This window comes from Microbulbifer sp. ABF4_107, assembly GCF_056312215.1.
This window is the reverse complement of the sequence record NZ_CM149983.1, coordinates 2,856,801-2,881,193: the sequence shown is the minus strand read 5'-3', so window position 1 is coordinate 2,881,193 and position 24,393 is coordinate 2,856,801. Positions and strand designations below refer to the sequence as shown.

Below are 24,393 nucleotides of genomic sequence, written 5' to 3'. Positions count from 1 at the left end.
CGGACTTCAGATTGGATTTCTATTTTCTAGTGGTCCATGCGGAAAGTTCGGTAACTAAGGAGCACAGCCAAAGTGTTCAGATCAAGGCGAGAAAGCGCAGGAATAGTGGTTCTATTTCAAGCTTTCTCAACGCAGAGCTGGACACTTTGGCGAAGCGAACAGTTACCCAACTTTCCGCATGGACCACTAGCGCAGTCAGTGAGGAATAGAGAAATACTCAATAGCACCGCGCTTCTGTATGGTCACGTACCCGGTGCTTCCATCAGCGCTCAGTGCGATATTGGTCGGGTGTTGTCCTTTCAGGCGGATGGTTGCAAGAATTTCACCGGCGGGAGAAACCTTGAGCACTGTGCCCGCGCCGTAGCGGGTGATGTATAGATTACCCTCGGTATCTGTCTGCATTCCGTCCAGCCCAAAATCATCAAACTCGATCAGTAGCTGCTTGTTGGCGACATCGCCATTTTCCAGCACATCGTAAACCCACACCCGACGCTGCACACTTTCATTGAGATATAGTTTCTTACCATCCGGACTCAGTTCGATACCATTGGTGGTGCCCATGTCCTTTTCCAGTAGCGTAAATTCACCGTGTGGTGAGATTCGCCACAGCTGGCCGCTGTTGTTCGCCCAGTCCGGATCGCTCGCATAAATAGTGCCGTTGCCCGCAATGGCAATATCGTTTGGCTGATGCATCTGCGGGTTGTGAAATCTGTGCACGATCTTTTGACTTGCCGGGTTGATTTTCAGCACATTGTGGCCGGTGTAATCTGCAACATACAAAAAGCCCTGGTGAAAGCGCAGGCTGTTGCCGATACTGCCTTCGGGGAGTTTCAGCCAGACTTCGCCGGTTTCCTTTCCTGTGATGCGGCCGATGGTGCCTTGCTCTGAATAATTTACCGCATACAGACTGCCGTCTGCGCCGACTACCGGTCCCTCCACGCCACTGGTGAAACTGCCCTCAGGCATCCAGTCGGTAGTGTCCGGTTTTTCGTTGATCTTTGTAGAAGCCGCGGCGTTTGCGGTAATCGCCAGTGCCAGCAGGGAGATTGTTAAAGTCTTAACCATGTTAAAGATATTGTCCGTTTACTTTTTTGGGTTCTTCGTTAAAGCGTACTGCAGTTGGTCCAGCAGCCGCTCCAGAACATAAACCGCAGGCAGAGTCACCTCCGCGTGCATTCCTTTCAGCGCTGCCAGTCGCTTGCGGAGTTTGATTTCCTCACTTGCCGAGAAGGTCTGTTGCTTCTGGTAGCGATCGGTAATCAGCTCGGCCAGTTTCAGTTGTTGTTGCACTTTTTCTGCCAGCTGCTGGATCTCAGGGGAAAGCGGATTTTTTTGATTCAGCAGCGCCTCGGCGGCGATACCTGCGCGTTGCATACTTTCGAGGCCGCTCAGCAGGCGTTGGCGGGTGAAGTCGGATTCGGGATTTGCCGGCAGGTTATCTAGAAGCTTGCGATAATCTCGCAGGGCCATACTCTCAACCGGCAGGCTGTCGGCAAAGCGGTGCAGGGAATCCCGGCGGGAGTAGGTTTCATTGGCTGATTTTTCGTGGTGGCGGTGGTAGTAGTGGGCGGGCTCCAGTACCGCTGAAAATGCCAGCGCCTCTGCCTGTAGGTCTTTCGGGAACAGTTTTGATAGTGCTTCCATCTGTTGGGTTTTGTGTTGAAGCCCCAGCGCAGCTTCTGCCCATTGATCGATTCCACTCAGCCGTCGGTAGAGAAAACCCTCATCCTTCAATTCCTCGCCCCACCAGAGTCGCTCCGCGACCGCAAAGGTACGGGGCCACAGGCGCAGGTCGATATTGTGTTCGTCGACCATCTCCGCCCAGAGTGCCGCTTCACCACCCAGGATATTCTTTTTCTGTGCATCATTGAGCGCGTCTGTACTGAAAGAGCCGGAAGAGAAAGTGGGGATTGCACTCTCCTGGCTGTTGCTGGCGATCCGTTCACCCGTTGGGTGGTAGGGCGCGTTACCCACAATAAATTCACCGCGCAGTGTTTTATCCTGCAGATTCACACGCGCGCGCAGCGGGCCCATCCAGGTGTCCAGTCGAAAGTAGGTATAGGGGCCGGTACGCTTTACCTGCTGCAGAACCGCGGGTTTTTTGCCATTGAATACCATTACCCCGCGCAGCTCTCCGCTCGAGGATTCCACAATGGTAAAAGAACCGGTAACCGCGCTGCCCCGCTTGCGCGGCGCTTCGAACTGCCAGGTCTGCCACTTCTCCCCGGGCTGAACGGCATCGAATTCCAGTGGTGTGGGGATAATGTTATTGCGGTAGTGGTAACTGGTGTATTGGGGCTGATCCACATAGAAGCCGGTGGACAAAATGCCGTAGTGTCCGGCGCGGGCAATTTCCCCCAGCGCATCCGGACCGCGCCAGGACTGCACCGCGGCCGTAGGTGCCAGATCCGGGTGCAGGGTTTCATCCCAGCCGATCATCTTGCGGTGGAGCCCTTTCAGAATGTCTGCCAGCCGGCTGTTGAAATCATTGTGCAGTGCGTGGCTGTTGGCGAGGTTGTTTTCCTGCATATAGCGCTGTATCTGCGGGTTCTGTTCCCAGTGCTCCGGGTCCACCTCGTCCCCGCCGATATGTACATATTCGAACGGAAACAGCTCGGCAACTTCCCCGAGAATTTTTTCAGCAAAGGTGTACACCGCCGGGTTGGCGGGATTGAGTAGCGGCTTGTGCACGCCCCAGCGGTCTTCCGGCTGGTAAGGCCCGGGCGCAGACATCAATTCCGGATAGGCGACCGCAATGGCGCTGGCGTGGCCGGGCATATCAATTTCCGGTACTACAACGATGCCGCGCTCGGCGGCGTAGGCGACGATTTCCCGCACCTGCTGCCAGGTATAAAACTCTCCATCCGGAGCCGTCTGGTGTAGCCGGGGGTAGGCGCGACTTTCCAGGCGCCAGCCCTGGTCGTCGGTCAGGTGCCAGTGGAAAACATTCAGCTTGGCCGCCGCCATACCGTCCAGTTGGTGTTTGATGGTGTCGACCGAAAGGAAGTGGCGTGCGGAGTCCAGCAGCACTCCGCGCCAGCGGAATCGCGGGTAGTCGACAATCTCGACGGCCGGCAAGCTAATGTCGTTTGTGCTCGATGGGGTCTCCCCGACGCCGCTCAATTGTGAGAGCGTTTGCAGGCCGTGAAGCAGTCCAGTGTCGCTGTGGGCACTCAGCCGCACCTTGCCCGCCTCAATGCGCAAGCGGTAAAGCTCGCGGTTGACGTCGAGTGCCGCCAGCGTGTTTTCATCGATACGTTTCGGTTTGCTTTCAAACGCGATTTCGATCCGTGCCGCCGCGTTATTGTCCGCGATTTTTTTGCAGTCGACGGCAGCCTGCAATGCCATATTGCGCTGGCGCTGCAGCTGCGCGCGGAAACGCTCGGTGGCCGCGATCAGTTTAGGAGAGGCTGCGTGCGCAAAACAGAGCTGGCTATTCGCATCCAGTTGCATCGGATCGGCGGAAACTGGCTGGATCTGGCGGGGGTAGGGCATCAATGGCGTGTGTAGTTTGACCTCCCCGCGGTCTGTAGATTCAGCGCTACCAATCGGTGCGGCCATTACGAGAGCCAGGCCCGTCAGTGCGCTGATCTTGAATAATAGATTTGCCATATCTTTTTTTATTCTTGTTGTACTGTTTAAAAGCAGGTTTCCGCGGTTTCCTGCAGGTTGTAGTCATCGTCGATGATCAGTACCTGGCGCCACTTGTCGAACGTGAGGCAGGGGTGCGAGGTGGAGAGCGCGAGCATATCGCCCACCTGAAGATCGGCGTCCCGGGGAATCTGCAGCATGGCGTGCTGGTCCATGATGTTGGTAAGCCGCCAGCCTTCCGTGATTGTATGCGGGGTTGTGTCCCGGCCCGGGCGAAAGTGCATTTCCGGTCGCGGCAATCCCGCGTCATAAGCGGCGTCGCGCTTGCCGAAATTTAGAATCGCCATGCCCGGTTCCGGCAGCGATTGCACATAGGCCCAGACTTCCAGGCTCGATTGCAGATCCCCGCTTGGGCAACAGTGCCCGTCCAGCCGCGCCATCACCGCGGCCTGTGCTTCCTCATAAATGCCCCGGTCGTGGGTGAGGTAACAGCCCGGGCGCAGTACCGGCAGGATGCGCGGTGCCTTGTGATCGGTAAATACCTCGGCCACCAGATCGTACCAGGCGGAACCCGCTCCACTCAGAATGACCGTTTCAGTGGCAAACTCTTCTCGCTCGAGCAGTGACAGGCAGATATCGCGCACCAATTTCAGGTGCTCGGTCACACGCGCTTCGGCGCCTTCCCCGTCCTCTTTTTTTTGTATTAGCCCCTCGTAGGTTTCCACTCCCGCCAGCTGCAACTGGGGCCAGTGTTTAAACTCTTCGCACAGCGCATTTACTTCGTCGGTATTGCGGCAGCCGGTGCGCCCCCCGGGCACGCCGACTTCAATCAGCAATTTCAGTGGCTGCTTGGTGGAGCCGAAAAATTCTCCCAGCTGGCGGATATTGGTTGTGGAGTCCACCAGGCAATAGAAATCCAACTGTGGGTAATCCTGCAGCAAGTCACTGGCCAGCTGCATATTGGCCCGGCCCACCAGCTGGTTGGCCATCAGTATCCGGGTTGCTCCGGCTTCTGCTGCTACCCTTGCCTGCTGCGGGTTGGCAAGGGTCATACCCCAGGCCCCCGCGCCCAGCTGCATGCGGAACAGTGCCGGGGTCATGGTGGTTTTGCCGTGGGGGGCCAGCTTTACCCCGCGCTGGTCGGCAAATGACTGCATCCACTGCAGGTTGTGCTCCAGGCGCGAGCGGTAGAGGACTGCTGCGGGCAGGGGGATTTCCTCGCGCAGCAGGTTGGCGGCCGGGGAAGACTGCGGGTTTGTGGGCTCGGCGCTCATGGGCCAACTCCGTCTCAAAACGATCAAAACTGTTAATAAGGGGTGGTAGAAAGTATCACATATTAGATTGCAGTATTGAAAGTAACAAACACGATACATATACTGCACCGAGTTCAGTAACATCCTATCCGTTTCAAAAGAGGCGTCTAAAAGAGGCGCTTCAAAGAGTCACATGTGTGGCCCAAAGAACACCAGGAAAACAGGAACCCTGCCGTGAGTCACGAACCGGATATTGTTTCGAAGATCAACGCCCATTATGGCCAATTGCGCGATGCCGAGCAGAAGATCGCGCGCCTGGTGATGGACGATATCGGCTTTGCCGCCCACGCGAGTATCAGTGAACTCGCGGATAAAGCGAGCGTGAGCGAGGCCACCATTACCCGCTTCGCCAAAGCGGTGGGCTGCAAGAATGTACGCGACCTGAAATTGCGTCTCGCCCAGGCGCTGGCAGTGGGGCAGCGGTTCTACACCGAGGTAAAGGCGGAGCCGGGTGCCAACTACGGCGTTTACGACGAGATCAAGGCGGCGCTGGACCACAACGCGCGACTGGTTACCGAGACGGTGATCGAGCCCGCGGTAGAAGCCCTGGTGAAAGCCCGTCAGATTCTGATATTTGGGGTGGGCGGCGGCTCCACCGTGCTGGCTCAGGAATGCCAGCACCGGTTTTTCCGCCTGGGCTTTGCGGCCACCGCCTACTCGGATCCCATGCTGATGCGCATGGCGGCTTCCACCATCGACAACAACGATGTGGTGCTGTGTCTTTCCATGGGCGGTTACAGCCCGGATGTGCAGGAAGCGGCGGAGATTGCGCGGGAGTACGGCGCAACCACACTGGGCGTCACCGTGGCGGATTCGCCACTGGCGAAAATTCTGCACCACCTGGTGCCGATGGAACCGCTGGAAACCGATTACATTTTCAAACCGACCGCGGCGCGCTACGTGATGCTGGCCGCGATCGATGTGCTGGCCACCGAGCTGGCGGTTAAACAAAAACGCAAAAGCCGTGAGACGTTGCGGCGTCTCAAGCATACGCTCGACAGTCACAAGCACGGCGAGGATCGCTTGCCGCTGGGAGACTGAGTGAGCACCAAGTAGGACATGGAATGATATACGATACGGTGATTCGCAAGGGCTCGGTTGTTGACGGCAGCGGTGCTGACATTTTTACCGCCGACATTGCCCTTGCCAAAGGCCGTATCCAGTGCATCGCCGAGCCCGGTACGATCACAGACACTGCGCGAGAAATTATCGAGGCCGAAGGCCTGTATCTCGCCCCCGGTTTTATCGACGTCCACACCCACGACGACCTCGAAGTTATCCACAATCCGCAGGTGCCCGCCAAAATCAGCCAGGGGGTCACCACGGTGATCGTAGGCAACTGCGGCATCAGTGCCAGCCCAGTCACTTTGCAAAGCGATCCGCCCGATCCTCTGAATCTGCTGGGCGATCGCAACCGCTTCGCCTACCCACAATTTTCCGATTATGCCCGCGCGGTGCAAAAATCCAGCCCCAATGTGAATGTGGCCGCACTGGTAGGCCATACCTCCCTGCGCAACAACCATATGGATGACCTGCAGCGCACCGCCACCGAATCAGAACTCACCGCCATGCGCGCGCAATTGCGCGGTGCCCTGCAGCAGGGTGCCATCGGGCTCAGTTCCGGCCTCGCCTATGGCAGCGCCAAGTGCGCGGATACGGCCGAAGTTCTGGAAATGGTTGCGGAGCTCGCAGAGCAGGGCGGGGTGTACACCACCCATCTGCGCACCGAATTCGATCGCATTCTGGAAGCTATGGACGAGGCACTGATGACTGCCCGGGAACACCGGGTGCCATTGATAGTTTCCCACCTGAAATGCGCCGGGCGCGGTAACTGGGGGCGCAGCGAAGAAGTGCTGGGTACCCTGGAAGCTGCCGCCGAGCATCAGAAAGTCGCCTGTGACTGCTACCCCTATACCGCCAGCTCCAGCACCCTGGATCTGGCCCAGGTCACCGACGATGTGGAAGTCTTTATTACCTGGTCCGAACCTTGCCCCGAGCAGGGCGGCCGCTCGCTGACGGAAATCGCGCGGGAGTGGAATCTCTCCAGTCTTGAGGCCGCGAAAAAGCTGATACCCGCCGGTGCGGTGTATCACTGCATGAGCGATGAGGATGTAAAAAACATTCTCAAGCACCCCCTCACCATGGTCGGCTCCGACGGTCTCCCCAATGATCCCCATCCCCACCCGCGTTTGTGGGGCGCCTTCCCGCGGGTGCTCGCCCACTATGGCCGCGATCTCGGCTTGTTCGACCTGCCACAGGCGGTGCACAAGATGAGCGGACTTTCCGCGACCAATTTTGGCCTGGCGAATCGCGGGTTTATTCGCGAAGGGTATTGCGCGGATCTGGTGCTGTTCGATTACGTCGCGCTGGAATCCATGGCGAGTTATGCACAACCGCAGCGTCCGGCGCAGGGAATATCCCGGGTATGGGTAAACGGGGTTTGTGCCTATTGCGAAGGCATGGTGCAGAAAAGCCGCAGCGGTACTTTTCTGTTCCGCGGCTAATTACCCGTTTACCTTCTTCCTGAAATTACTAATAAACTGAGAGTTTCCAATGATTCAGAGATTCGGCGCCGAGGGCGGAACGGGTACAGGTGGCCAGTATCTGCCTTTTTCCAGTGCAGTAGAAGCTGGTGGTTTTCTTTACGTGTCCGGCCAGACACCGATGCGCGATGGTGAAGTGGTGGAAGGGGGGATTGTGGAGCAGTCCCAGCTGGCCATCGACAATTGCTTTGCGATTATGGATAAGGCCGGCTATAGCGCCGCGGATGTGATTCACGTGACGGTGATTCTCACCGACGCGAGATACTTTCAGTCTTTTAACAAAGTCTTCAAAGAAAATTTCGGAGATCATCCACCCGCGCGAATCTGCTCTGTATGCGACCTGGTAGTAGACTGCAAAGTAGAAGTTGGCATAGTTTGCTATAAATCTCCGTAGCGCGCGTCCTGAAGCGCACATCTGCTGCGCTTTGGTTTTAGAATAGTCTCTAGGAAAGGGGGCCACCCTGTCCGTCGAGGAAAGGCACAACAGCTGCACACTTCAGGCCACGCCTGCATTGCAGGTCGCCGCTGCGGTGGCAGCCTAATAAAATAACCCAAAAATTCGCGTTCAATAAAAATAATTTTCCAGTATGAATGCCAGTATTTTCCTGGGGGCCTTCGGCCTCTATATCGTTTTCCTGATCGCCGTTGGCTGGTTCGTCTCCCGGCGCAGCACCGATGAGGACGACTTCCTGCTCGCCGGCCGCAGCCTGCCGATCTTTCTGACCATCGGCACCACCGTTGCCACTATGGTTGGCACCGGCTCTTCCATGGGCGCGGTGGGCTTTGGCTATGCCAATGGCTGGGCGGGGGCTCTGTATGGTATTGGCGGTGCGGTGGGGATCCTGCTGCTCGGGTTGCTGTTCGCTCCCGTACGGGCGCAGGGCTTTGCCACCATGAGTGAAGAGCTCGCGTCTTATGTGGGTAATCACCCGCTGGTAAAGAAGGTGGTCGCGGTATTGATTCTGGTGGCCTGCCTCGGCTGGCTCGGCGCGCACATTCTGGGCGGTAGCCTGTACCTTGCCTGGATTACCGGCATCGATCTGCAACTGGCGAAACTCCTGGTCGCCATGGGTTTTGGAATTTTTGTGATCGTGGGCGGTTACCACGCGGTGGTGTGGACCGATACGCTGCAGGCGTTGGTACTGTTTATCGGTTTTCTGCTGATGGCGGTATTTGCGGTGCACACCGTGGGTGGCTGGGAAGTGGTTACTGAATCCCAGCGGGCCGTTGAGCGGTCACAGCCGATGGCATTCCTGCCGGCACTTTCCCTGGCTACCGTTATCGCCATCGGTGTTCTGGCCACACCTTCCTTTCGCCAGCGTATTTACTCCGCGCGCAGTGTCGGCTCCGTGCGCAAGTCGTTTTATATTTCCGGCGGCCTTTATCTGTTCTTTTCTCTGGTACCGGCCATTATCGGTATCTGTGCCTTTGTGCTGAATCCCGCACTGGAAAACCGTAACTTTGCCTTCCCCTATCTCGCGATCGAAGTGCTTCCGCTGGGCATCGGTGTGTTGGTATTGCTGGCGGGCCTGTCGGCCACCATGTCCAGTGCCAGCTCCGATGCCATTGCCGGTGTTTCCGTACTGGTGCGTGACCTGATGAAAGCGCCCGCAGGTGAAAAGAGTGATGGCTTGAAACAGTCCCGCATTGGATTGCTGGTGGTCATCGGAATCGCGCTCGCGATGGCGATGATGTCCGACGACCTGATCGGCTACATCAGCAAAATGATTTCCACGGTGATGGCCGGGCTGTTTGCCTGTGGGTTGTTGGGGCGCTTCTGGCCGCGCTACACCTGGCAGGGCGCACTTGCCTCGCTGCTGGCTGGTTCGGTCACCTCACTGCTTGTGATGGTCACGGTCAACGGATTCTGGGGCAATCCGATTATTCCCGCGGTCTCTGCCGCGTTACTGGCCGGTGTACTGGTGAGCCTGCTTTCCCCCCGATCAGCAGCCATTTCTTCCCCGGCGCTCAACGTCGAATAAGGTCGCATCGCCGCAAAATCTGGCGTTGGAAAAGCCTGCCCTCTATTATCTCTCGCTGATAAAGATTCAAGCGCGAGTGGTTATATGAAGCGGAAACTGTTTTTCCTGTTGGGCTGTGCTTTTGCCAGTTATTCCTCTGCGGAACAGCTGACGATCGACAGAATATTCTCTGACCCTGCTTTGAGCGGGACCAGCCCGCGCGCGCTGCAGTATTCCCCGGACGGTAGCCGGGTGACTTTTCTCAAGGGACGGGAGGAAGACTACAACCGCTACGACCTGTGGGAGTACCGCCTGAGCGACGGCGAGACGCGCATGTTGGTGGATTCCGACAAGCTGCACAGTGGCGAGGAGAAGCTCTCCGACGAGGAGAAGGCCCGCCGCGAGCGCCAGCGCATTTTTGGCAGCGGTATCATGGAGTACAGCTGGTCCAAAGATGGCAAGTCCCTGTTATTCCCCCTCGCCGGCGATGTGTTCTATTACGCACTGGACGGCGGCAAGTCCAAGCGCCTGACCGAAACCGAAGCTTTTGAAACCGATGTACGGGTTTCCCCGAAGGGCAACTTCGTTTCCTTTATCCGCGACCAGAATATTTTTGTGGTGGACCTGGCAACCGGCAAGGAGCGTCAGCTGACCACTGATGGCGGTTCAAAAAACGGCGCGATCAAAAACGGCATGGCCGAATTCGTTGCCCAGGAAGAAATGGACCGCATGACCGGCTACTGGTGGTCGCCGGATGAAAAGCGCATTGCCTTCCTGCAGGTGGATGAGAGTCCGGTGGATGAAGTGACCCGCAGTGAAATCTATGCGGATCGCATCGATATGATCAAGCAGCGCTATCCCGCTGCCGGCCGCCCCAATGTAAAAATCAAACTGGGTGTGCTGGATCTCGCCAGCGGAAAAACCCAGTGGCTGGATCTTGGCAAAGACGAAGATATCTATATTGCGCGTGTGAAATGGGCGCGGGATAACCTGCTTTCCTACCAATGGCAGAACCGTAGCCAGAACAGACTGGAACTGCGCTTTGTGGATATCCCCAGCGGCAAGACCCGCAACGCTCTGGTGGAAACCAGCGATACCTGGGTGAACCTGTTCCACGACCTGCGCTTTCTGAAAGACAGCGACCGCTTTATCTGGGCGTCGGAAAAGGACGGTTTCAAGCACCTATACCTGTACGACTTCTCCGGCAAACAACTGGCGCAGCTGACTCGTGGTGACTGGGCTATCGACGAGCTGGAAGCGCTGGACGAGAAGTCCGGCAAGGTTTATTTCTCCGGCCGCAAAGACACGCCGCTGGAGCGCCACCTGTATGTGACCGACCTGAACGGCAGCGGCAAGATTGAAAAAATTTCCTCCCGCGCCGGCATGCACAGCATCAAATTTGCCGCTGATGCCTCGGGCTATATCGATACCTACTCCAACCCAACCACACCGGCTCAGGTCAGCCTGCACGGTATCGATGGTAAGCGCGTGACCTGGCTGCAGGAAAACAAGGTGGAGAAGGGCCACCCGCTGCACCCGTATATGAGTGACTGGATTGAGCCGGAATTTGGGGAGATCAAAGCGCCGCAAGGGCACACACTGCACTACCGCATGTACAAGCCCGCGGGCTTTGATCCCGAGAAGTCCTACCCGACCATGGTATTCCTGTACGGCGGCCCCCACGCGCAGCTGGTTACCAATAGCTGGGACAGACCTTTCAACCAGTTTATGGCCCAGCAGGGTTACGTGGTGTTCACCCTGGACAACCGCGGTTCCGCGAATCGCGGCAAAAAATTTGAAGACCCCATCTTCAAAAAAATGGGCGGCGTGGAAGTGGAGGATCAGGTTACCGGGGTGAAATTCCTGCGCTCACTGCCGTTTGTAGATCCCGAGCGCATTGGTGTCTATGGCCACAGCTATGGCGGTTACATGGCGCTGATGACCATGTTCAAGGCCGGGGATTATTTCAAGGCGGGCGTCTCCGGCGCACCGGTGACGGACTGGGGTCTGTACGATACCCATTACACCGAGCGCTATATGGGCAACCCGAACCAGGTGCCGGAGGCCTACGAGGCGGCGTCGGTATTCCCCTATGCCAAGGACCTGAAAGGCCCGCTGCTGATTTATCACGGCATGGCAGACGACAATGTGTTGTTCACCAATACCACCAAATTGATCAAGCAGCTGCAGGACAACGGCCAGCAGTTTGAATTGATGACTTATCCCGGCAAAAAGCACAGCCTGCGCGGCAAGGAAACCCGCAAGCACTGGCATCAGATGATGAAGGACTTTTTTGACCGCACCCTGAAGGCATCGGAATAACGCGCTGGCGAAACAGAAAGCTGAGTTAGAAAAAGGGGGCTTCCAGATCGGAAGCCCCCTTTTTTGTGGAAGACAGAAAACCCTGTCGCAGATTAATTGCTGCAGGTCGCTTCCAGTCGCAACAGCGGTCCCTGTCCGGTTTCCTTGGAGGTCATGTCCACACCGTTGCTGCCGTTATTGGAAGCTATGACCAGGCCGGTATTGCTGCCGGCCAACCAGGTTTCCACAATGCCGGAAGACAGCAGGTCAATCTGGCGGGTGCCGGTGGAACTGGGCACAAAGGTGGTCAGCTGGTTGCCGAGTATGGCGCTGCCGCCGACACTGTTCCAGGTGGCACTGCCTTCCTGCCAGTTGGATGCGGCACGGTAAACTCCATAGGTGTTACCGGAACGGTCGGTGACGTTCAGTTTCAGAATGGCCTGGGAGAAGTTGCTGCAGTTTTCCACACCACCCAGATCAAACTTGATCAGGGTGTAAATCTCACCGTACTGGCGATCACTGCCGTCCGCCAGCAGGCCATCGCTGTCGCCGTCAAAGTTACTGCCACTTTTGCTTGAGCCTACGAATACGTCGTCAGATGCGGCTTGCACCAACTGCTGGGTACTGCCGGAGCCGGACGAGCTGCCAGAGCCCGAACTGGAAGAGCTGCTCGACGAGCTGCTGGAACCACTGCCGTCGCAGTCTGCGTTCACGTAGAGCACCGGTGCAGTACCTGTCTCTTTCGAGTTCATATCCACACCGTCACTGCCGCCGAGCGACGCAATCACCAGGCCGGTATTGTTGTCGCTCAACCAGCCTTCCACCGCACCGCTGGACAGGCCGATCTGGCGCAGACCGGTTGACGATGGGGTGAAGGTAGCGAGCTGGGTGCCTCGCACACCACTGCCGCCAATATTGCTCCAGGTTGCGGACTCTTCCTGCCAGTCGCTGTTGGCCAGGAAGACGCCATAGCTGCTGTTGGAATAGTTGGTGACGTTCACTTCCAGAGTCAGATTGCTGAAATTACTGCAGCTGGCGACTTCGTCCAGGTCGAATTTCAACAGGGTCATCATCTGCCCGTAGGCCGAGTCGGCGCCATCTGCCAGCAGGCCTTCGTTGCTGCCATCGTAATTGGTGCCGGTCTGGTTTGCGGTGACAAATACATCGTCGGTGACCGCCATGGCAATGGCGCCGGAGCCGCCGCTGGAGGAGCCGCCAGAGGAACTGCTTGATGAACTGCTGGACGAACCGCCGCTGATCACACTGCGATTGCTGCCATTGCGCACCAGGGTCATGGCTTCGCCCACCTGGTTGGCACTCCACCAGTTGACGTTGGCGGGCAGTGCCAGTGGATCGGCGGCGCGGTCGGCGCGGCTCAGGCTGCTGGCGGAGGTATTGAATTGAGCAGTGCGCACGGTCAGTTCACTCGGACTTACCTGAATCACCTTGAACTGCTGAATACTGGCGAGATCGATGGTCCAGGATTTGGGGTCGTTGGCGGAGCGCGCCGGCGCCCCCCAGCTGCCTTCACCCACATAAATGGTGCCGCCATTGGACGCGGTGGTAAAACCGTTACCGCTGGGCTCAACGGCCTGGGTGAGCTTGGTCATGTGGGTGTCGGATTCCACTACCAGATTCACCGCGTAATCGTAAAAATCCTGTGCCCACCAGGTGTGCAGAATTTGATTTTCTGATTTGCCGGTGTAGTGGGGGAACATGGGTTTGTGGTACTGGGCAAAGCGCCACTGGGCGCTGCTGCCGTAGCTGGCGAGATCGCTCTGCAGCCAGTTGTTCTGGGCGCTGGCGTAGGAAGACCAGCCGCTGTTTTTAAACTGGCTGTTGAGTGTGTATACGCGCAGCAGCGGAGAAATCTGCACGGCACCGTAGGTGTCGCTGGGGTTGCAGTTGCCGTCAGTATTGAAGTCGGCTCCGAACACCTGACACAGGGTCGAGTAGTTGTCGTCTTCGTGGTTGCCGTGAGTGGGGATCAGTGGATAGATGCGCTTGTAGCTCAAACCGTCGATCTGGTCACTGGAATAGGTGAGCTCCCAATCGTCGAGATAGGCATTCATCTGAGAGGCGCTGTTGGCATCGGTGAAGTCACCGCCGTGCATCACTGCGAGTGGGCGAATTTTTGCCAGCAGCTGGTTGCCCTGGCGACGGTTGGTGTGACCGGTGCGGGTGTCACCGCCAGCAATGACTACAAAGGGGGAGTTATCGTTGGGGGCAGTCTTGAACCAGAAACGATCGCCACAGCCATCCTGGTCACATACGCGGAAGAATACATCGGAATCGGCGGAAAGATTTTCCAGGCGTACAAAACTGCTGTCGATACTGCCATCAAAGGTGTAGCTGGCATCCACGCCGGCGCTGGTCCAGCTTCCCTCGTTGGTGGAGTAGCCGTAGCTCACGTAAGGATTGGAGCTGCTGCCATCGGGAGAAAAGCCGATCACGGCGCTGGTGCGGCCGTCGGTGTCCCATACCAGGCGGTAATGTTTGGTGGCGGCACTGGCGTCTGCCGCACACAGGGCCATCAGCAGGCTCGCGGAGCCAGCCAGGCGAATAGAGTTACTTCCCAGAAACTGTTTCATGGGTTTTCCTGTCCAGGTTTTTATAGAAAGAAAATAAATGGAAATCAGAAGAACGAAAAAATACAGCGCGGGCAGTGTGCAGGGGGATTAGTGACAGCTTTTTGAATTCCCGGAGACGAGGCGCACAAACGCCGCATTGCGGTGTGGAATTGTGATGGACTGCCCATCCACGAAACTGACCGCCACCGCGCCGGACTTTAAATAGTTGTAAACGGTTTGTAATGAACCATCTTGTTCGGAAGTCCAATAATCACCGCGTTTGGTTTTTGGAAAGAAGGCGGTATCGATGGTGGGCTGGCCGGCTTTTGCGTCTGTGTAGACCAGGGTTTGCAGTTCACCAGCGGTGGGCAGTCGCCAGTCCTGTGCACCACACAACGTCTCTTCGCGGGTGCGCCGGATCAGGTCGGCGGTATCGCAGCGTTCTTCTTCGAAATAGCAGTCGCCATTGTTGGGTGTGCCAATCGCCGTCTGTTTTCTCGAAGCGGAAGTGGATACTGTAATGAGCCCCTCGCTCTGGTGGACCTGTTCCCGATACCAGGAGTAGGTCCAAAGGCCATCGTGAATATTTTCACTGTCGGTTTTCACTTCCCACAAAAGACTACTGCGACTGTCGCACACGCAGGACCAGGGGCCTGCCCAGTTAGGTAGCGGTACACCAGAGGAATCTATTTTTGTGAAATGGTATGGAACCGGTACGGGATCTTCCGGTTGATGCAGCGCTGCCGTAAGCAGCACACCGGCCGACAGTAAAAAAAGCACAAGCGAGCGTTGCCAGACTTTCATCGCGCCGGCTCCTCGAAAAATTGCAGGCGGATCGCACGGGTGTGGCGGGTGTGAGCAATCTGCGAGTGATCGAAGGCCGAGACCCACAGGCAGGTGCCATCGGCAATCGGCACGTCCAGCGTGGAGCCGGTAATCCGCTTGCGCGCAATTTCCAGATGCCAGTAGCCATCTTTCCATACGCCGCGGGCACGCACATCGGCGCGGTCCCCTTCAAAGCGATTGGAGTTGTACATCACCGACGGCATGACCGTGCCGGCCGGATAGCGCGCGTCCTGCGCGGCGGAGTAGGGCTGGTAGTCAAACCAGGGGATTACCCACTCCGCTTTTTCGTTTTGGTATTTACTGTCGTGTTTATTTTGGCCTGTTTGCAGCGCTGCCAGTTGCACCGGATCTATGGGCAGGCGTTTGGGTACTATGATGCTGGGCTTGTACCACTGCCAGTTCATCACGTAAGCACCGGACTCCTTGCCGTCTTGCTGGTAACCGGCGGTATAGCGGCGCTCTCCCGGGCGCACCTGATCCGGCGGGCCGATAAAGTTGTCGTCGGCGAGATACATGTCGTTGGTGCGCACCGCCTTCCAGTGCCAAAGGTCGTGCAGTTGCCCGTCACTGCTGTAGTGGTAACCCTTGCCATGCCAGTTGGCCGGGCGCTCGGATAGCGGTTTGCGCCCCAGGTGCGCAGTGCCGGCAGCGCCGAAAGCGCAGCTGGAGGACAGCAGCACGGCAAATTTGTCTTCGTAGTGGCGGGTTTCATCGAAATTGTGGAAACCCTGTTGCTGCACCTCCCAGCCATTTTCTGTTTTCAGCAGTGGCAGGTGCACCAGGCTGCGGGTGGCATCCCGCCAGCGGGCGGACAGAAAAAATTCTTCGCCGTTGGTAAGTGCCCGCAGGGTGACCTCGGTGGCGCCGTCATCGAAGTTGGCACCGCCGTCGGTGTAAACCGTGATTGGCATTGCCCGCTGCCACTGGGGTTCATCGGCGCGACCGTCGATCTCGATGGGGGAATGATCGGGGTCGATAAGTGGAATCTGCGCGACCGGCAGCGGGACCTGGCTCTGGCCGTGAGTTAGCAGCCAGCCACTTAAAAGCATCAGCAGGGTGGCGGTGACTAGTCCGCCGCCGACGAGCAGGCGCCCGGGAGATCGCTGCCCTGCCTGGGGAAGGCAAATTCGCACTAGGGACTTTCGGCCCCAGCGCACCAGGTAGAGCCCGGCGTGTAGCGCGATATACGCGAGCATCCCGATGGCACCCAGGTAGTGCCAGTCGCGCAGGCTCCACTCCACACCCGCCACACCCGCCGCGCCCGCAAACAGCAGCCAGCCGCTCCCCAGCGACAACAGCAGAACCGGGTATCCCGCGCGGATAATCGCCCGCTGCCAGCCCGGCCAGCGCCGGGTCGTGGCAGAGGTTGAGGTTCGGCAATCGCGCGCGCGATAGGCGGCCAGCAAGCGGTGGGCGACATAAAGGATGGCGACCAGGGTGACCGCCACTGCGCTAAGGAAGTGCAGTCCGATCACTTGCCCCTGGGGGAGCAGCTCTTCAAATCGGGCGACTTCCGGGCGAGAGAGACTGGCAATGCGCAATCCACTCAGCAGGCTGCACAGCACCGCAACGCCGGCAGCTCCGTGCAGCAGAATCCAGCGCAGGCTTTTGCGATTGTCGGCCACGTCCTCTCCCGTCCGGCTCTCAAAGGGCGGCAGACTAAACAGGCCAGATGGCAATTCAATGACACTGGCCGGTCAGAACACCAAATGACTTTTCACGATAAAATCTAAATGAGAATTCATTGCATTACGGGTTGCGGTTCATTAGACTCCCGTTCCAAATTCAAGGGGTAGTTCCTGGGGGCTCAATAATGCAATCAAATCCACGTATATTCGCCAGCTCTCTGCTGGCTGTCGCACTGGCCGCAGCCAATAGCGCCATCGCCGCTGAAGGGGAAAGTGAGGCGAGTGCAACCGCCATTGAAGAGATGACCGTAGTTGGCGTGCGCGAAAAGCGCGTAAGCCGCGGTGCCACCGGCCTGGCGCTGGCCATCAAGGATACTCCTCAGTCCATCAGCATCGTCGATCAGCGCACCATGGAAGACTTCGGCGTGACCGGCGCCAATGACGCCCTGGAGCTGAGCACCGGTGTCAACGTTGATCAGTACGAAACCAACCGCGCTACCTATAACTCCCGTGGCTTCGAGATCCAGCTTACCCAGGTCGACGGCCTCGGTATGACCAACGACTTCGGTACTGTAGTTGGCCAGCTGGATACCTTCCTGTTTGAAAAGATTGAGCTGATCCGCGGCGCCAACGGCCTGCTGACCGGTGTGGGCAACGCCTCCGGCACCATCAACTATGTGCGCAAGCGCCCGACCAATGAAACCGGTGGCATCGTCGATTTCCGTGGCGGCTCCTACGGCTACAAACGTGCCGCAGCAGACTACAACCAGGTGCTGACCGAAGATGGCAGCTGGGCCGGCCGTGTGGTTGTTGCTTACGAAGACAAGGACTCTCACATCCGTGACCAGCACGATGAGAAGATGTCTCTGTACGGTGTAGTGGACGGCCAGATCGGCACCAACGGTGTACTGACTGCCGGTGTGACCATTCGCGATGACAAGCAGGATTCCCCGATGTGGGGCTCATTGATTCTGTTCCGCGCAGACGGCAGCATGGCGGACTTCGATACCTCCACTTCCACCGCCGCCGACTGGGCCTACTGGGATACCGAATCCAAAACCGCGTTTGTTGAATATACCCACCAGCTGCCCGAGGGCTGGGAGGCCAAGTTCACCTACAACCGGCACGAGAACGAAACTCAATCCAAGCTTCTCTACGCGTGGGGTAGCTACATCAATGAAGACGGCACCGGACCGGTAGGCTGGCCGTATCGCGGAGCCACCGACAGCACCAACGATCTGCTGGACGCGAACCTGACCGGCGCATTCAATGCCTTTGGTCAGGAGCACACCCTGATTGCCGGAATCAGCCATTCAATGAAGGAGACCGCTTCTAGTTCTGCGCCGGCTCCGGACGAGCAAATGTTTCTTCCGCTTCCCATTCCGAATGGTGGAAAGGATTATCCGGAGCCCACATGGGGTGAGATGTCCCCTGCATCCGCCGGTGAGCAGGAACTGACCCGTCTCTACGCTGCGGCACGCCTGAGCATTACCGATGCGCTCAATGCGATCGTGGGGGTGAATTCCATCAAGCTGGCGCGCGAAGGTAGCTCTATTTACGGCGGTGGTGTATCCCAGACCTACTACCCGGATACCGAAGAGACCAGCCCGTATATGGGGCTGACCTACGACTTCACCGACAATATTCTCGGCTACGTTTCCTACTCCGATATTTTCCAGAATCAGGACCAGACCGATATCAACCGTGTCTATCTGGACCCGATGAAGGGCGTGAATATGGAAGCCGGGGTCAAGGCCGAGTGGTTCGACAGCCGCCTGTTGACCACTGCTGCGGTATTCAGTGCAGAGCAGCAGGGCCTGGCGACTTACGCAGGCCAGATAGATGGCACTTCCTGGTATGCCCCAAAAGACGTGAAGTCCGAGGGTTTTGAGATCGAAGCGGTCGGCCAGGTAACCGACAACGCGAACCTGACAGTGGGTCTGACCCATCTGGACCTGACTGGCCCGGACGGCAATGACATCTACGAATGGGTACCGCGCACCACCGCCCTGGTACGTTTTGATACTCGCCTGGATACCGTGCCGCAGCTGCGAGTGGGTGTGAACGGTCGCTGGCAGTCCGATATTATCGGTAGCTACGCCGAGCAGGACGCCTTCTTCCGCGCGGGCGCCTTCGCGTCTTATGAAGTGAGCGAGTCCGCGACTGTTCGATTCAACATCAACAACCTGTTCGACGAGAAGTACGTGGAAGGTCTGGCCTACGGTGCCATCTACGGTGCGCCGCGTCACGGTCAGGTATCGTTCCAGTACAGCTTCTGATATCGAACCATCGCCGTCAGGGGAGTTAAAAAAAGCCGGACAGACCAGTGGTTTGTCCGGCTTTTTTGTAAGACAACCGCCATTTATATCTTGTATGGCGTCGATTGATAAAAGCTAAATGAGAATACGTTGTATTTGATGCAATAGAGGACTAGACTGCCGTCTAAGCTGTAACCCGCATATTGGTCAGCCCTGTGCCTGTCCAGTGATGCTGCCCTCCGCTGATATTCGAATACGCGCATTTCAAGCATTCAAACATTATGAATAAAACCCTGTTCAAACTGCACAGCTGGATGGCACTGGCCGCTTTTGTTCCGCTGCTGGTCATCTGTATCACCGGCAGCATCCTGGTGTTCAAGCATGAGATCGACACCATGCTGGCGGCAGATGTGGTGCGGGTGGATTCCGCCGGGCGCGAGCGCCTGAGCCTGGATGCGCTGGAAGCGTCCATGCACCGGAACTTCCCGGATTACGAAGTTACCGGCTGGGCACTGTTTCAGGACAAAGACCGCGCGGACGTGGTCTACACCATGAAGTACGGTACCGACGACTGGACCTTCGCGCTGATGGACCAGTACTCCGGCGAGCCCCTGCGCGGCCCCGCCGGTTTGACCGACGACCTCACCAACTGGTTGTTGGATCTGCATTACACCCTGCTGATGGGCGACTGGGGCATGCTGATCACCAGTGTCTTCTCCATTCTGCTGTGTGGGCTTGGTATCACCGGTTTTATTCTGTACCGCAAATTCTGGAAGAACTTTTTCACCCTGCGCTGGAACGCGCGCATGATCGTGTACTTCTCCGATCTGCATAAAATGACCGGTATTATCGGCGCCCCCATCCTGCTGATCCTCGGCTTTACCGGTGCCTGGTGGAACATCACCCACTTCGCCCACGAGCTGGAAGAGCACGCGGACGGTCACGAGCACTACAAGATGGCCGAGCGCCTGTACAACGACGACCTCTCCCTGCAGGGGCTGATGGACGATACCGGCAACCGTATCCAGAACTTCGAGATCACCTACATCTCCTTCCCCTGGGAGCCGGGTGCCAACTTCACCTTCTGGGGCGACGTCCACACCGGCAATCCGCTGATCAGCGAATACGCTAGTAACGTCACTTACAACGCCCAGAGCGGCGAGCATATGCTCAGCTACGATATCCGCGACGCCTCTGTGGGTGCGGTGATTGTGGATAGCTACCGCCGCCTGCACTTCGGTAACTTTGCCGGCCTGGTGAGCAAGATCCTGTGGTGTGTGATCGGACTGTCGCCGCTACTGCTGTCCATCACCGGTGTGTACATCTGGTACCAGCGCCGTGAGAAGCGCCGCAATGCCCGCGTGAAGAAGCGCGCGAAGGCGGCGGCACTGGCAGGCGCCACCGCCTGATCCCGCGATTCAATAGCTATGCATCCTTCAAGCCGGGCCAGTCCCGGCTTTTTTATGCCTGTTTCCTCCCTGCGGGGCTTTTGCTACCATCGTTTGGCCTTACCAAATAATGAAATCCTGCCTGACAGGAACAATAGCGAGCCCCAATCATGACCTTGCGACCAGTTAAGCCTGTTCAATGGATCGGCGCCGTGCGCACGTTTTCCCTCGGCCTCCTGCTGATGTTCTCCGGTGGTTGCAGTTTGGAAGCCGAAACCGCGCTCGCCCACAAGCCCGCCAGCAATATGGAAGACTACCGGGCACTCTCCCGCTTCTTTTACGAATTGGACCAGAACGCACTGGCGGCGGAGCGCAAGGCGGCCGGGATCGAGAAAAGCACTAAGCCCACCAAGGCCAAGCTGTTTGGCTTCGACGTCAAAAAAGCGCTCTACGATCGCGACTATATCGCCAGTGATGAGGGCAGGGCGCTGGCCGACAGCCTGCTCACCTACCAGACCCCGTCCGGCGGCTGGTCCAAGCGCACCGATATGCGGGAACCCCGCGAGCCGGGTCAGTACTACGGCACCGAAAAAAGCTATATCCCCACTTTTGATAACTACGCCACCAGTATCCAGTTCTGGGTGATGGTCAATGCCTGCAACGCGACACAGGTGCCGCGCTACTGCGATTCCGCCCGTCGCGCCCTGCGCTTTATCCTGCTGGCCCAGTACCCCAATGGCGGCTGGCCCCAGACTTTCCCCCTGCGCGGTAAATACCACGACGACATCACCTTTAATGACGACGCCATTGCCAATCTGTTGAAAGTGGTGGGTGCCGCAGCGGAAGGGGATGAGCGCCTCGAATTTATTTCTGCGGAGTTAAAAGGGCAGGCTCAAAACGCTCTGAAGCGCGCGCTGGAAATGCTGGTAGCGACCCAGGTAAAGGTAAACGGCAAGCCTACGATCTGGGGTGCCCAGCACCATCCACAAACCCTGGAACCCACCTCTGCCCGCGCGTTTGAACCGGTGGCCCTGGCGACCAGTGAAAGTGCCGACCTGATGCTGTTCCTGATGACCCTTAAGAACCCACCGCAACCTATTCGCGAGGCGATTGACAGTGCCGCCAGCTGGTTTGAAAAGCATCAGATCGACGGCCTGCGCTATCGCCGTGGCGATATATCACCGGCGCTGGTGCGCGATGAAAACGCGGACCCGCTGTGGGCGCGCTTCTACGATATCGACAGTGATCGCCCGGTATTCGGCGACCGCGATGGCAGTATTTATTTTGAAATTGAAAAAGTATCCGCGGAACGCCGCGAAGGCTACGCTTGGTACAGCGAGCGCCCCTACAAGGCATTGAAAGAATACCGCAAGTGGAAGCAGTAGCTTCTCACCGGGCAATCTACTTTCCTGCGGGAGCCTGCCCGCAGACGAACCCAAAAAGCCCTGAAAAATCAGGGCTTTTCGTATCTGCGAAAGCAACGACCTTCAATGGTAGTGCAGCTCGGTCGCCTTGCCCCGAAACACCCGGTAGGAAAACGCCGTATACAGCAGTATCACCGGAATCACGATCAAAGCGCCTACAAGAATAAACTGCAACGACTCGCGTGCACTGGCCGCCTCCCAGATATTCAATTGGCCCGGCACAATTTCCGGAAAAAAGCTGAATCCAATCCCGCTGAAGCACAGAGTGAAAATCCCCACCACAATGGCAAAGGGGATCGCACTGTGGCGATCATTGGCCTTGGGCAGGCGCGCCAATAATATGTCGTTGAAGATAAACCCCAGGAAACACAGCGCCGGAATCAGCAGCACAAACATCACCAGTGGGAAAGTAAACCAGCGGTCGAAAACACCGGGGTTCACCAGCGGGTTGATGGCACACACCGCAATCACGCCCACCAGTGAGGCGCGCCCAGCAAGGCGCGTCCAGCGCACGGCCCGTGCCTGCAGTTTGTCTTCGGTTTTCAATACAAGCCAGGCCGCGCCGATATAGCTGTAGGCCGCCGTTACCCCGAGCGCGGAAACTCCGCAAAAGAGCAGGGAAGGCAGGCTCTGATCAAACCCCATCACATACTGGCCAAGCATATAACCCTGGGTGAGGGTGGTGAGCAGTGAGCCGATCTTGAAGGTGCGATCCCAGGCCAGCTTGTGATCCACCGCCGCCTTGGCGCGGAAGTCGAAGGCCACTCCGCGCATGATCAGGCCAATCAGCATAATCGCCACGGGAATATACAGATGCATCAAGATCAGGCTGTGGGCCGCGGGGAAGGCAATCAGCAATAGTCCAATCGCCAGTACCAGCCAGGTCTCGTTGGCATCCCAAAATGGCCCGATGGAAGCGATCATGGTATCCCGCTGTAGCTCGTCGTCTTCCCCCATAGGCAGCAGAATGCCCACGCCCAGGTCATAGCCATCGAGAATTGCGTAGGCCAGCACCGCCACACCCATCAATCCGATAAAGACCACCGGTAACCAGTCGCCGCTGTGGTTGATCATCTCGTTCATGCTGTACCTCCACGAGTTTCAGTGTGTGCGTGCGAATGGGGCAGATTGGTCAGGCTGCCATCCGCTACCGGTTCCGCTGTTTCGAATTCCTCCACCGTGACCGACTTCAGCGCCATACGTTTCAGCGTGTGGATATAGGCCCACATCAGAATCACATACACGGTCAGGTAGAGTGCGAGGGAAAGACCGACATTGGCCGGCGCCACCGGGGTAACCGCATCGGCGGTTTTAAGAATTCCGGTAACCAGCCAGGGTTGCCGCCCCACCTCGGTAACGTACCAGCCCGCGAGAGTGGCGACCCAGCCGGAGAAGGTCATGGCTACCAGCAGTTTGAGAAAAATGGGTGGCAGTGATTTCTTGCGGCGCAGCAGGTAGCAGCCGGTCCAGGCGGTGGCCAGCATCAGCAGGCCCATCCCAACCATAATGCGGAACCCGAAAAACAGCGGTTTTACCGGTGGGTGATCGCCTTCAAATTCGTTGAGCCCGCGAATTTCGCCGTCCGGTTCATGGGTAAGGATCAGACTGGCGAGATTGGGGATACCCACGGCAAAGTCGTTGCTGCGGGTTTCTTCATTGGGCACGGCGAATAGCAGCAGCGGTGCGCCGCGCTCGGTCTCCCATACACCTTCCATGGCAGCGATTTTCTGCGGCTGGTGTTCGAAGGTATTCAGTCCGTGCAGGTCACCGACAAAGGTCTGCAATGGCGCGAGTATCGCCGCCAGAATCAGGCCTGTTTTCAGTGCCAGCCGCGGCGCCTGCTTTTCGTCGCCCTTCAGAATCCGGTAGGCGGAAAGTCCGCAGACAAAGAATGCCGCAGTGAGGCCGGAGGCCAGCAGCATATGCGCCAGTCGATAGGGGAAGGAAGGATTGAATATCACTTCCAGCCAGCTGGTCGCATGCACCACCCCATCGCGAATCTCATAACCCGCCGGTGTCTGCATCCAGGAATTGAGCGCGAGAATCCAGAAGGCGGAAAGCGTTGTGCCGATGGCCACCATCAATGCGGAGAAAGTATGTACCTTGCTGGGCACCCGCTTGATCCCGAACAGCATGATGCCGAGAAAGGTCGCTTCCAGAAAAAACGCGGTCAACACTTCATAGCCCAGTAATGGCCCTGCAATATTGCCCACGGTTTCCATATAGCCCGGCCAGTTGGTACCGAACTGAAATGACATGGTGATGCCACTTACCACGCCGAGCGCAAACGTCAGTGCAAAGATCTTTACCCAGAAGCGATAGGCCCGCATCCACACCGGGTTGTCGGTGAGGTCGAAGCGCAGTTTAAAAAAGAACAGAATCCAGCAGAGAGCAATGGTGATGGTGGGAAAGAGAATATGAAAGCTGATGTTGGCAGCGAACTGTATGCGCGAAAGGATCAGAGTATCCAGCATGGGCACCTCTTTGAAACCGCCGCGGTCGGAGTGGCCGCGACGTAAAACTGGGCGCGGCAGGCTGTATCCCGGTGCCGCGAAACCGGGTTGTCTTGT

16 protein-coding genes are annotated in these 24,393 nt (G+C 57.5%); 8 read left to right on the top strand and 8 right to left on the bottom strand.

Annotated elements, in window-relative coordinates; genetic code table 11:
- Positions 1–195: 195 nt before the first annotated feature.
- The 3 genes from ACYX4K_RS11785 to ACYX4K_RS11775 are packed head-to-tail and all read right to left on the bottom strand — an operon-like array spanning position 196 to position 4,865.
- Positions 196–1,065: an SMP-30/gluconolactonase/LRE family protein gene (locus ACYX4K_RS11785; protein ID WP_475091934.1), complete on the bottom strand. Its 870-nt coding sequence runs from the start codon at positions 1,063–1,065 to the stop codon at positions 196–198.
- Between the two features lie 18 nt (positions 1,066–1,083).
- Positions 1,084–3,612, bottom strand: coding sequence for a beta-N-acetylhexosaminidase (locus tag ACYX4K_RS11780; protein WP_475091935.1), 2,529 nt, complete (start codon positions 3,610–3,612; stop codon positions 1,084–1,086).
- 26 nt (positions 3,613–3,638) lie between these two features.
- A complete protein-coding gene (locus ACYX4K_RS11775) occupies positions 3,639–4,865 on the bottom strand; it encodes an amino acid deaminase (RefSeq protein WP_475091936.1) in 1,227 nt (408 codons plus the stop codon).
- A 213-nt stretch (positions 4,866–5,078) separates the two neighbouring features.
- On the opposite strand from ACYX4K_RS11775, the gene ACYX4K_RS11770 reads away from it, so the two are divergent.
- The 5 genes from ACYX4K_RS11770 to ACYX4K_RS11750 all read left to right on the top strand — a co-directional run bounded on the left by ACYX4K_RS11770 (position 5,079) and on the right by ACYX4K_RS11750 (position 11,730).
- Complete coding sequence (locus ACYX4K_RS11770) at positions 5,079–5,945, top strand: MurR/RpiR family transcriptional regulator (protein ID WP_475091937.1); 867 nt, start codon at positions 5,079–5,081, stop codon at positions 5,943–5,945.
- Positions 5,946–5,968: 23 nt separating this feature from the next.
- Positions 5,969–7,408, top strand: a complete 1,440-nt coding sequence (locus tag ACYX4K_RS11765) for an N-acyl-D-amino-acid deacylase family protein (RefSeq protein ID WP_475091938.1) — start codon at positions 5,969–5,971, stop codon at positions 7,406–7,408.
- A gap of 49 nt (positions 7,409–7,457) precedes the next feature.
- Complete coding sequence (locus tag ACYX4K_RS11760; protein ID WP_475091939.1) at positions 7,458–7,841, top strand: RidA family protein; 384 nt, start codon at positions 7,458–7,460, stop codon at positions 7,839–7,841.
- A 193-nt stretch (positions 7,842–8,034) separates the two neighbouring features.
- Positions 8,035–9,429, top strand: coding sequence for a sodium:solute symporter family protein (locus ACYX4K_RS11755; protein ID WP_475091940.1), 1,395 nt, complete (start codon positions 8,035–8,037; stop codon positions 9,427–9,429).
- Positions 9,430–9,513: 84 nt separating this feature from the next.
- Complete coding sequence (locus ACYX4K_RS11750) at positions 9,514–11,730, top strand: S9 family peptidase (RefSeq protein ID WP_475091941.1); 2,217 nt, start codon at positions 9,514–9,516, stop codon at positions 11,728–11,730.
- Positions 11,731–11,822: 92 nt separating this feature from the next.
- Here the strand turns inward: ACYX4K_RS11750 and ACYX4K_RS11745 are convergent, their stop codons facing one another.
- The 3 genes from ACYX4K_RS11745 to ACYX4K_RS11735 all read right to left on the bottom strand — a co-directional run bounded on the left by ACYX4K_RS11745 (position 11,823) and on the right by ACYX4K_RS11735 (position 16,750).
- Entirely contained in the window at positions 11,823–14,300 is a 2,478-nt protein-coding gene (locus ACYX4K_RS11745) for a DNRLRE domain-containing protein (RefSeq protein ID WP_475091942.1), read from the bottom strand.
- A gap of 87 nt (positions 14,301–14,387) precedes the next feature.
- Positions 14,388–15,083 carry an Lcl C-terminal domain-containing protein gene (locus ACYX4K_RS11740; RefSeq protein ID WP_475091943.1) on the bottom strand — a complete coding sequence of 232 codons (696 nt, stop codon included), beginning with the start codon at positions 15,081–15,083 and terminating at the stop codon, positions 14,388–14,390.
- Positions 15,080–16,750, bottom strand: coding sequence for an ethylbenzene dehydrogenase-related protein (locus ACYX4K_RS11735; protein WP_475091944.1), 1,671 nt, complete (start codon positions 16,748–16,750; stop codon positions 15,080–15,082). The genes ACYX4K_RS11740 and ACYX4K_RS11735 overlap by 4 nt, the downstream gene beginning before the upstream one ends.
- Positions 16,751–16,938: 188 nt before the next feature.
- Here ACYX4K_RS11735 and ACYX4K_RS11730 point away from each other — a divergent pair, with 188 nt between their 5' ends.
- From ACYX4K_RS11730 to pelA, 3 genes are all read left to right on the top strand, one after another.
- Entirely contained in the window at positions 16,939–19,032 is a 2,094-nt protein-coding gene (locus ACYX4K_RS11730; RefSeq protein ID WP_475091945.1) for a TonB-dependent siderophore receptor, read from the top strand.
- Positions 19,033–19,292: 260 nt separating this feature from the next.
- Entirely contained in the window at positions 19,293–20,420 is a 1,128-nt protein-coding gene (locus ACYX4K_RS11725) for a PepSY-associated TM helix domain-containing protein (protein ID WP_475091946.1), read from the top strand.
- A 149-nt stretch (positions 20,421–20,569) separates the two neighbouring features.
- A complete protein-coding gene (gene pelA, locus ACYX4K_RS11720) occupies positions 20,570–21,784 on the top strand; it encodes a pectate lyase (RefSeq protein WP_475091947.1) in 1,215 nt (404 codons plus the stop codon).
- Positions 21,785–21,886: 102 nt separating this feature from the next.
- On the opposite strand, the gene ACYX4K_RS11715 is transcribed toward pelA, so the two are convergent.
- Together ACYX4K_RS11715 and ACYX4K_RS11710 are read right to left on the bottom strand one after the other, a co-directional pair.
- Positions 21,887–22,906, bottom strand: a complete 1,020-nt coding sequence (locus ACYX4K_RS11715; RefSeq protein ID WP_475091948.1) for a cytochrome d ubiquinol oxidase subunit II — start codon at positions 22,904–22,906, stop codon at positions 21,887–21,889.
- Positions 22,903–24,297, bottom strand: coding sequence for a cytochrome ubiquinol oxidase subunit I (locus ACYX4K_RS11710; RefSeq protein ID WP_475091949.1), 1,395 nt, complete (start codon positions 24,295–24,297; stop codon positions 22,903–22,905). Before ACYX4K_RS11710 ends, ACYX4K_RS11715 begins: the two co-directional genes overlap by 4 nt.
- Between the last annotated feature and the right edge of the window lie 96 nt (positions 24,298–24,393).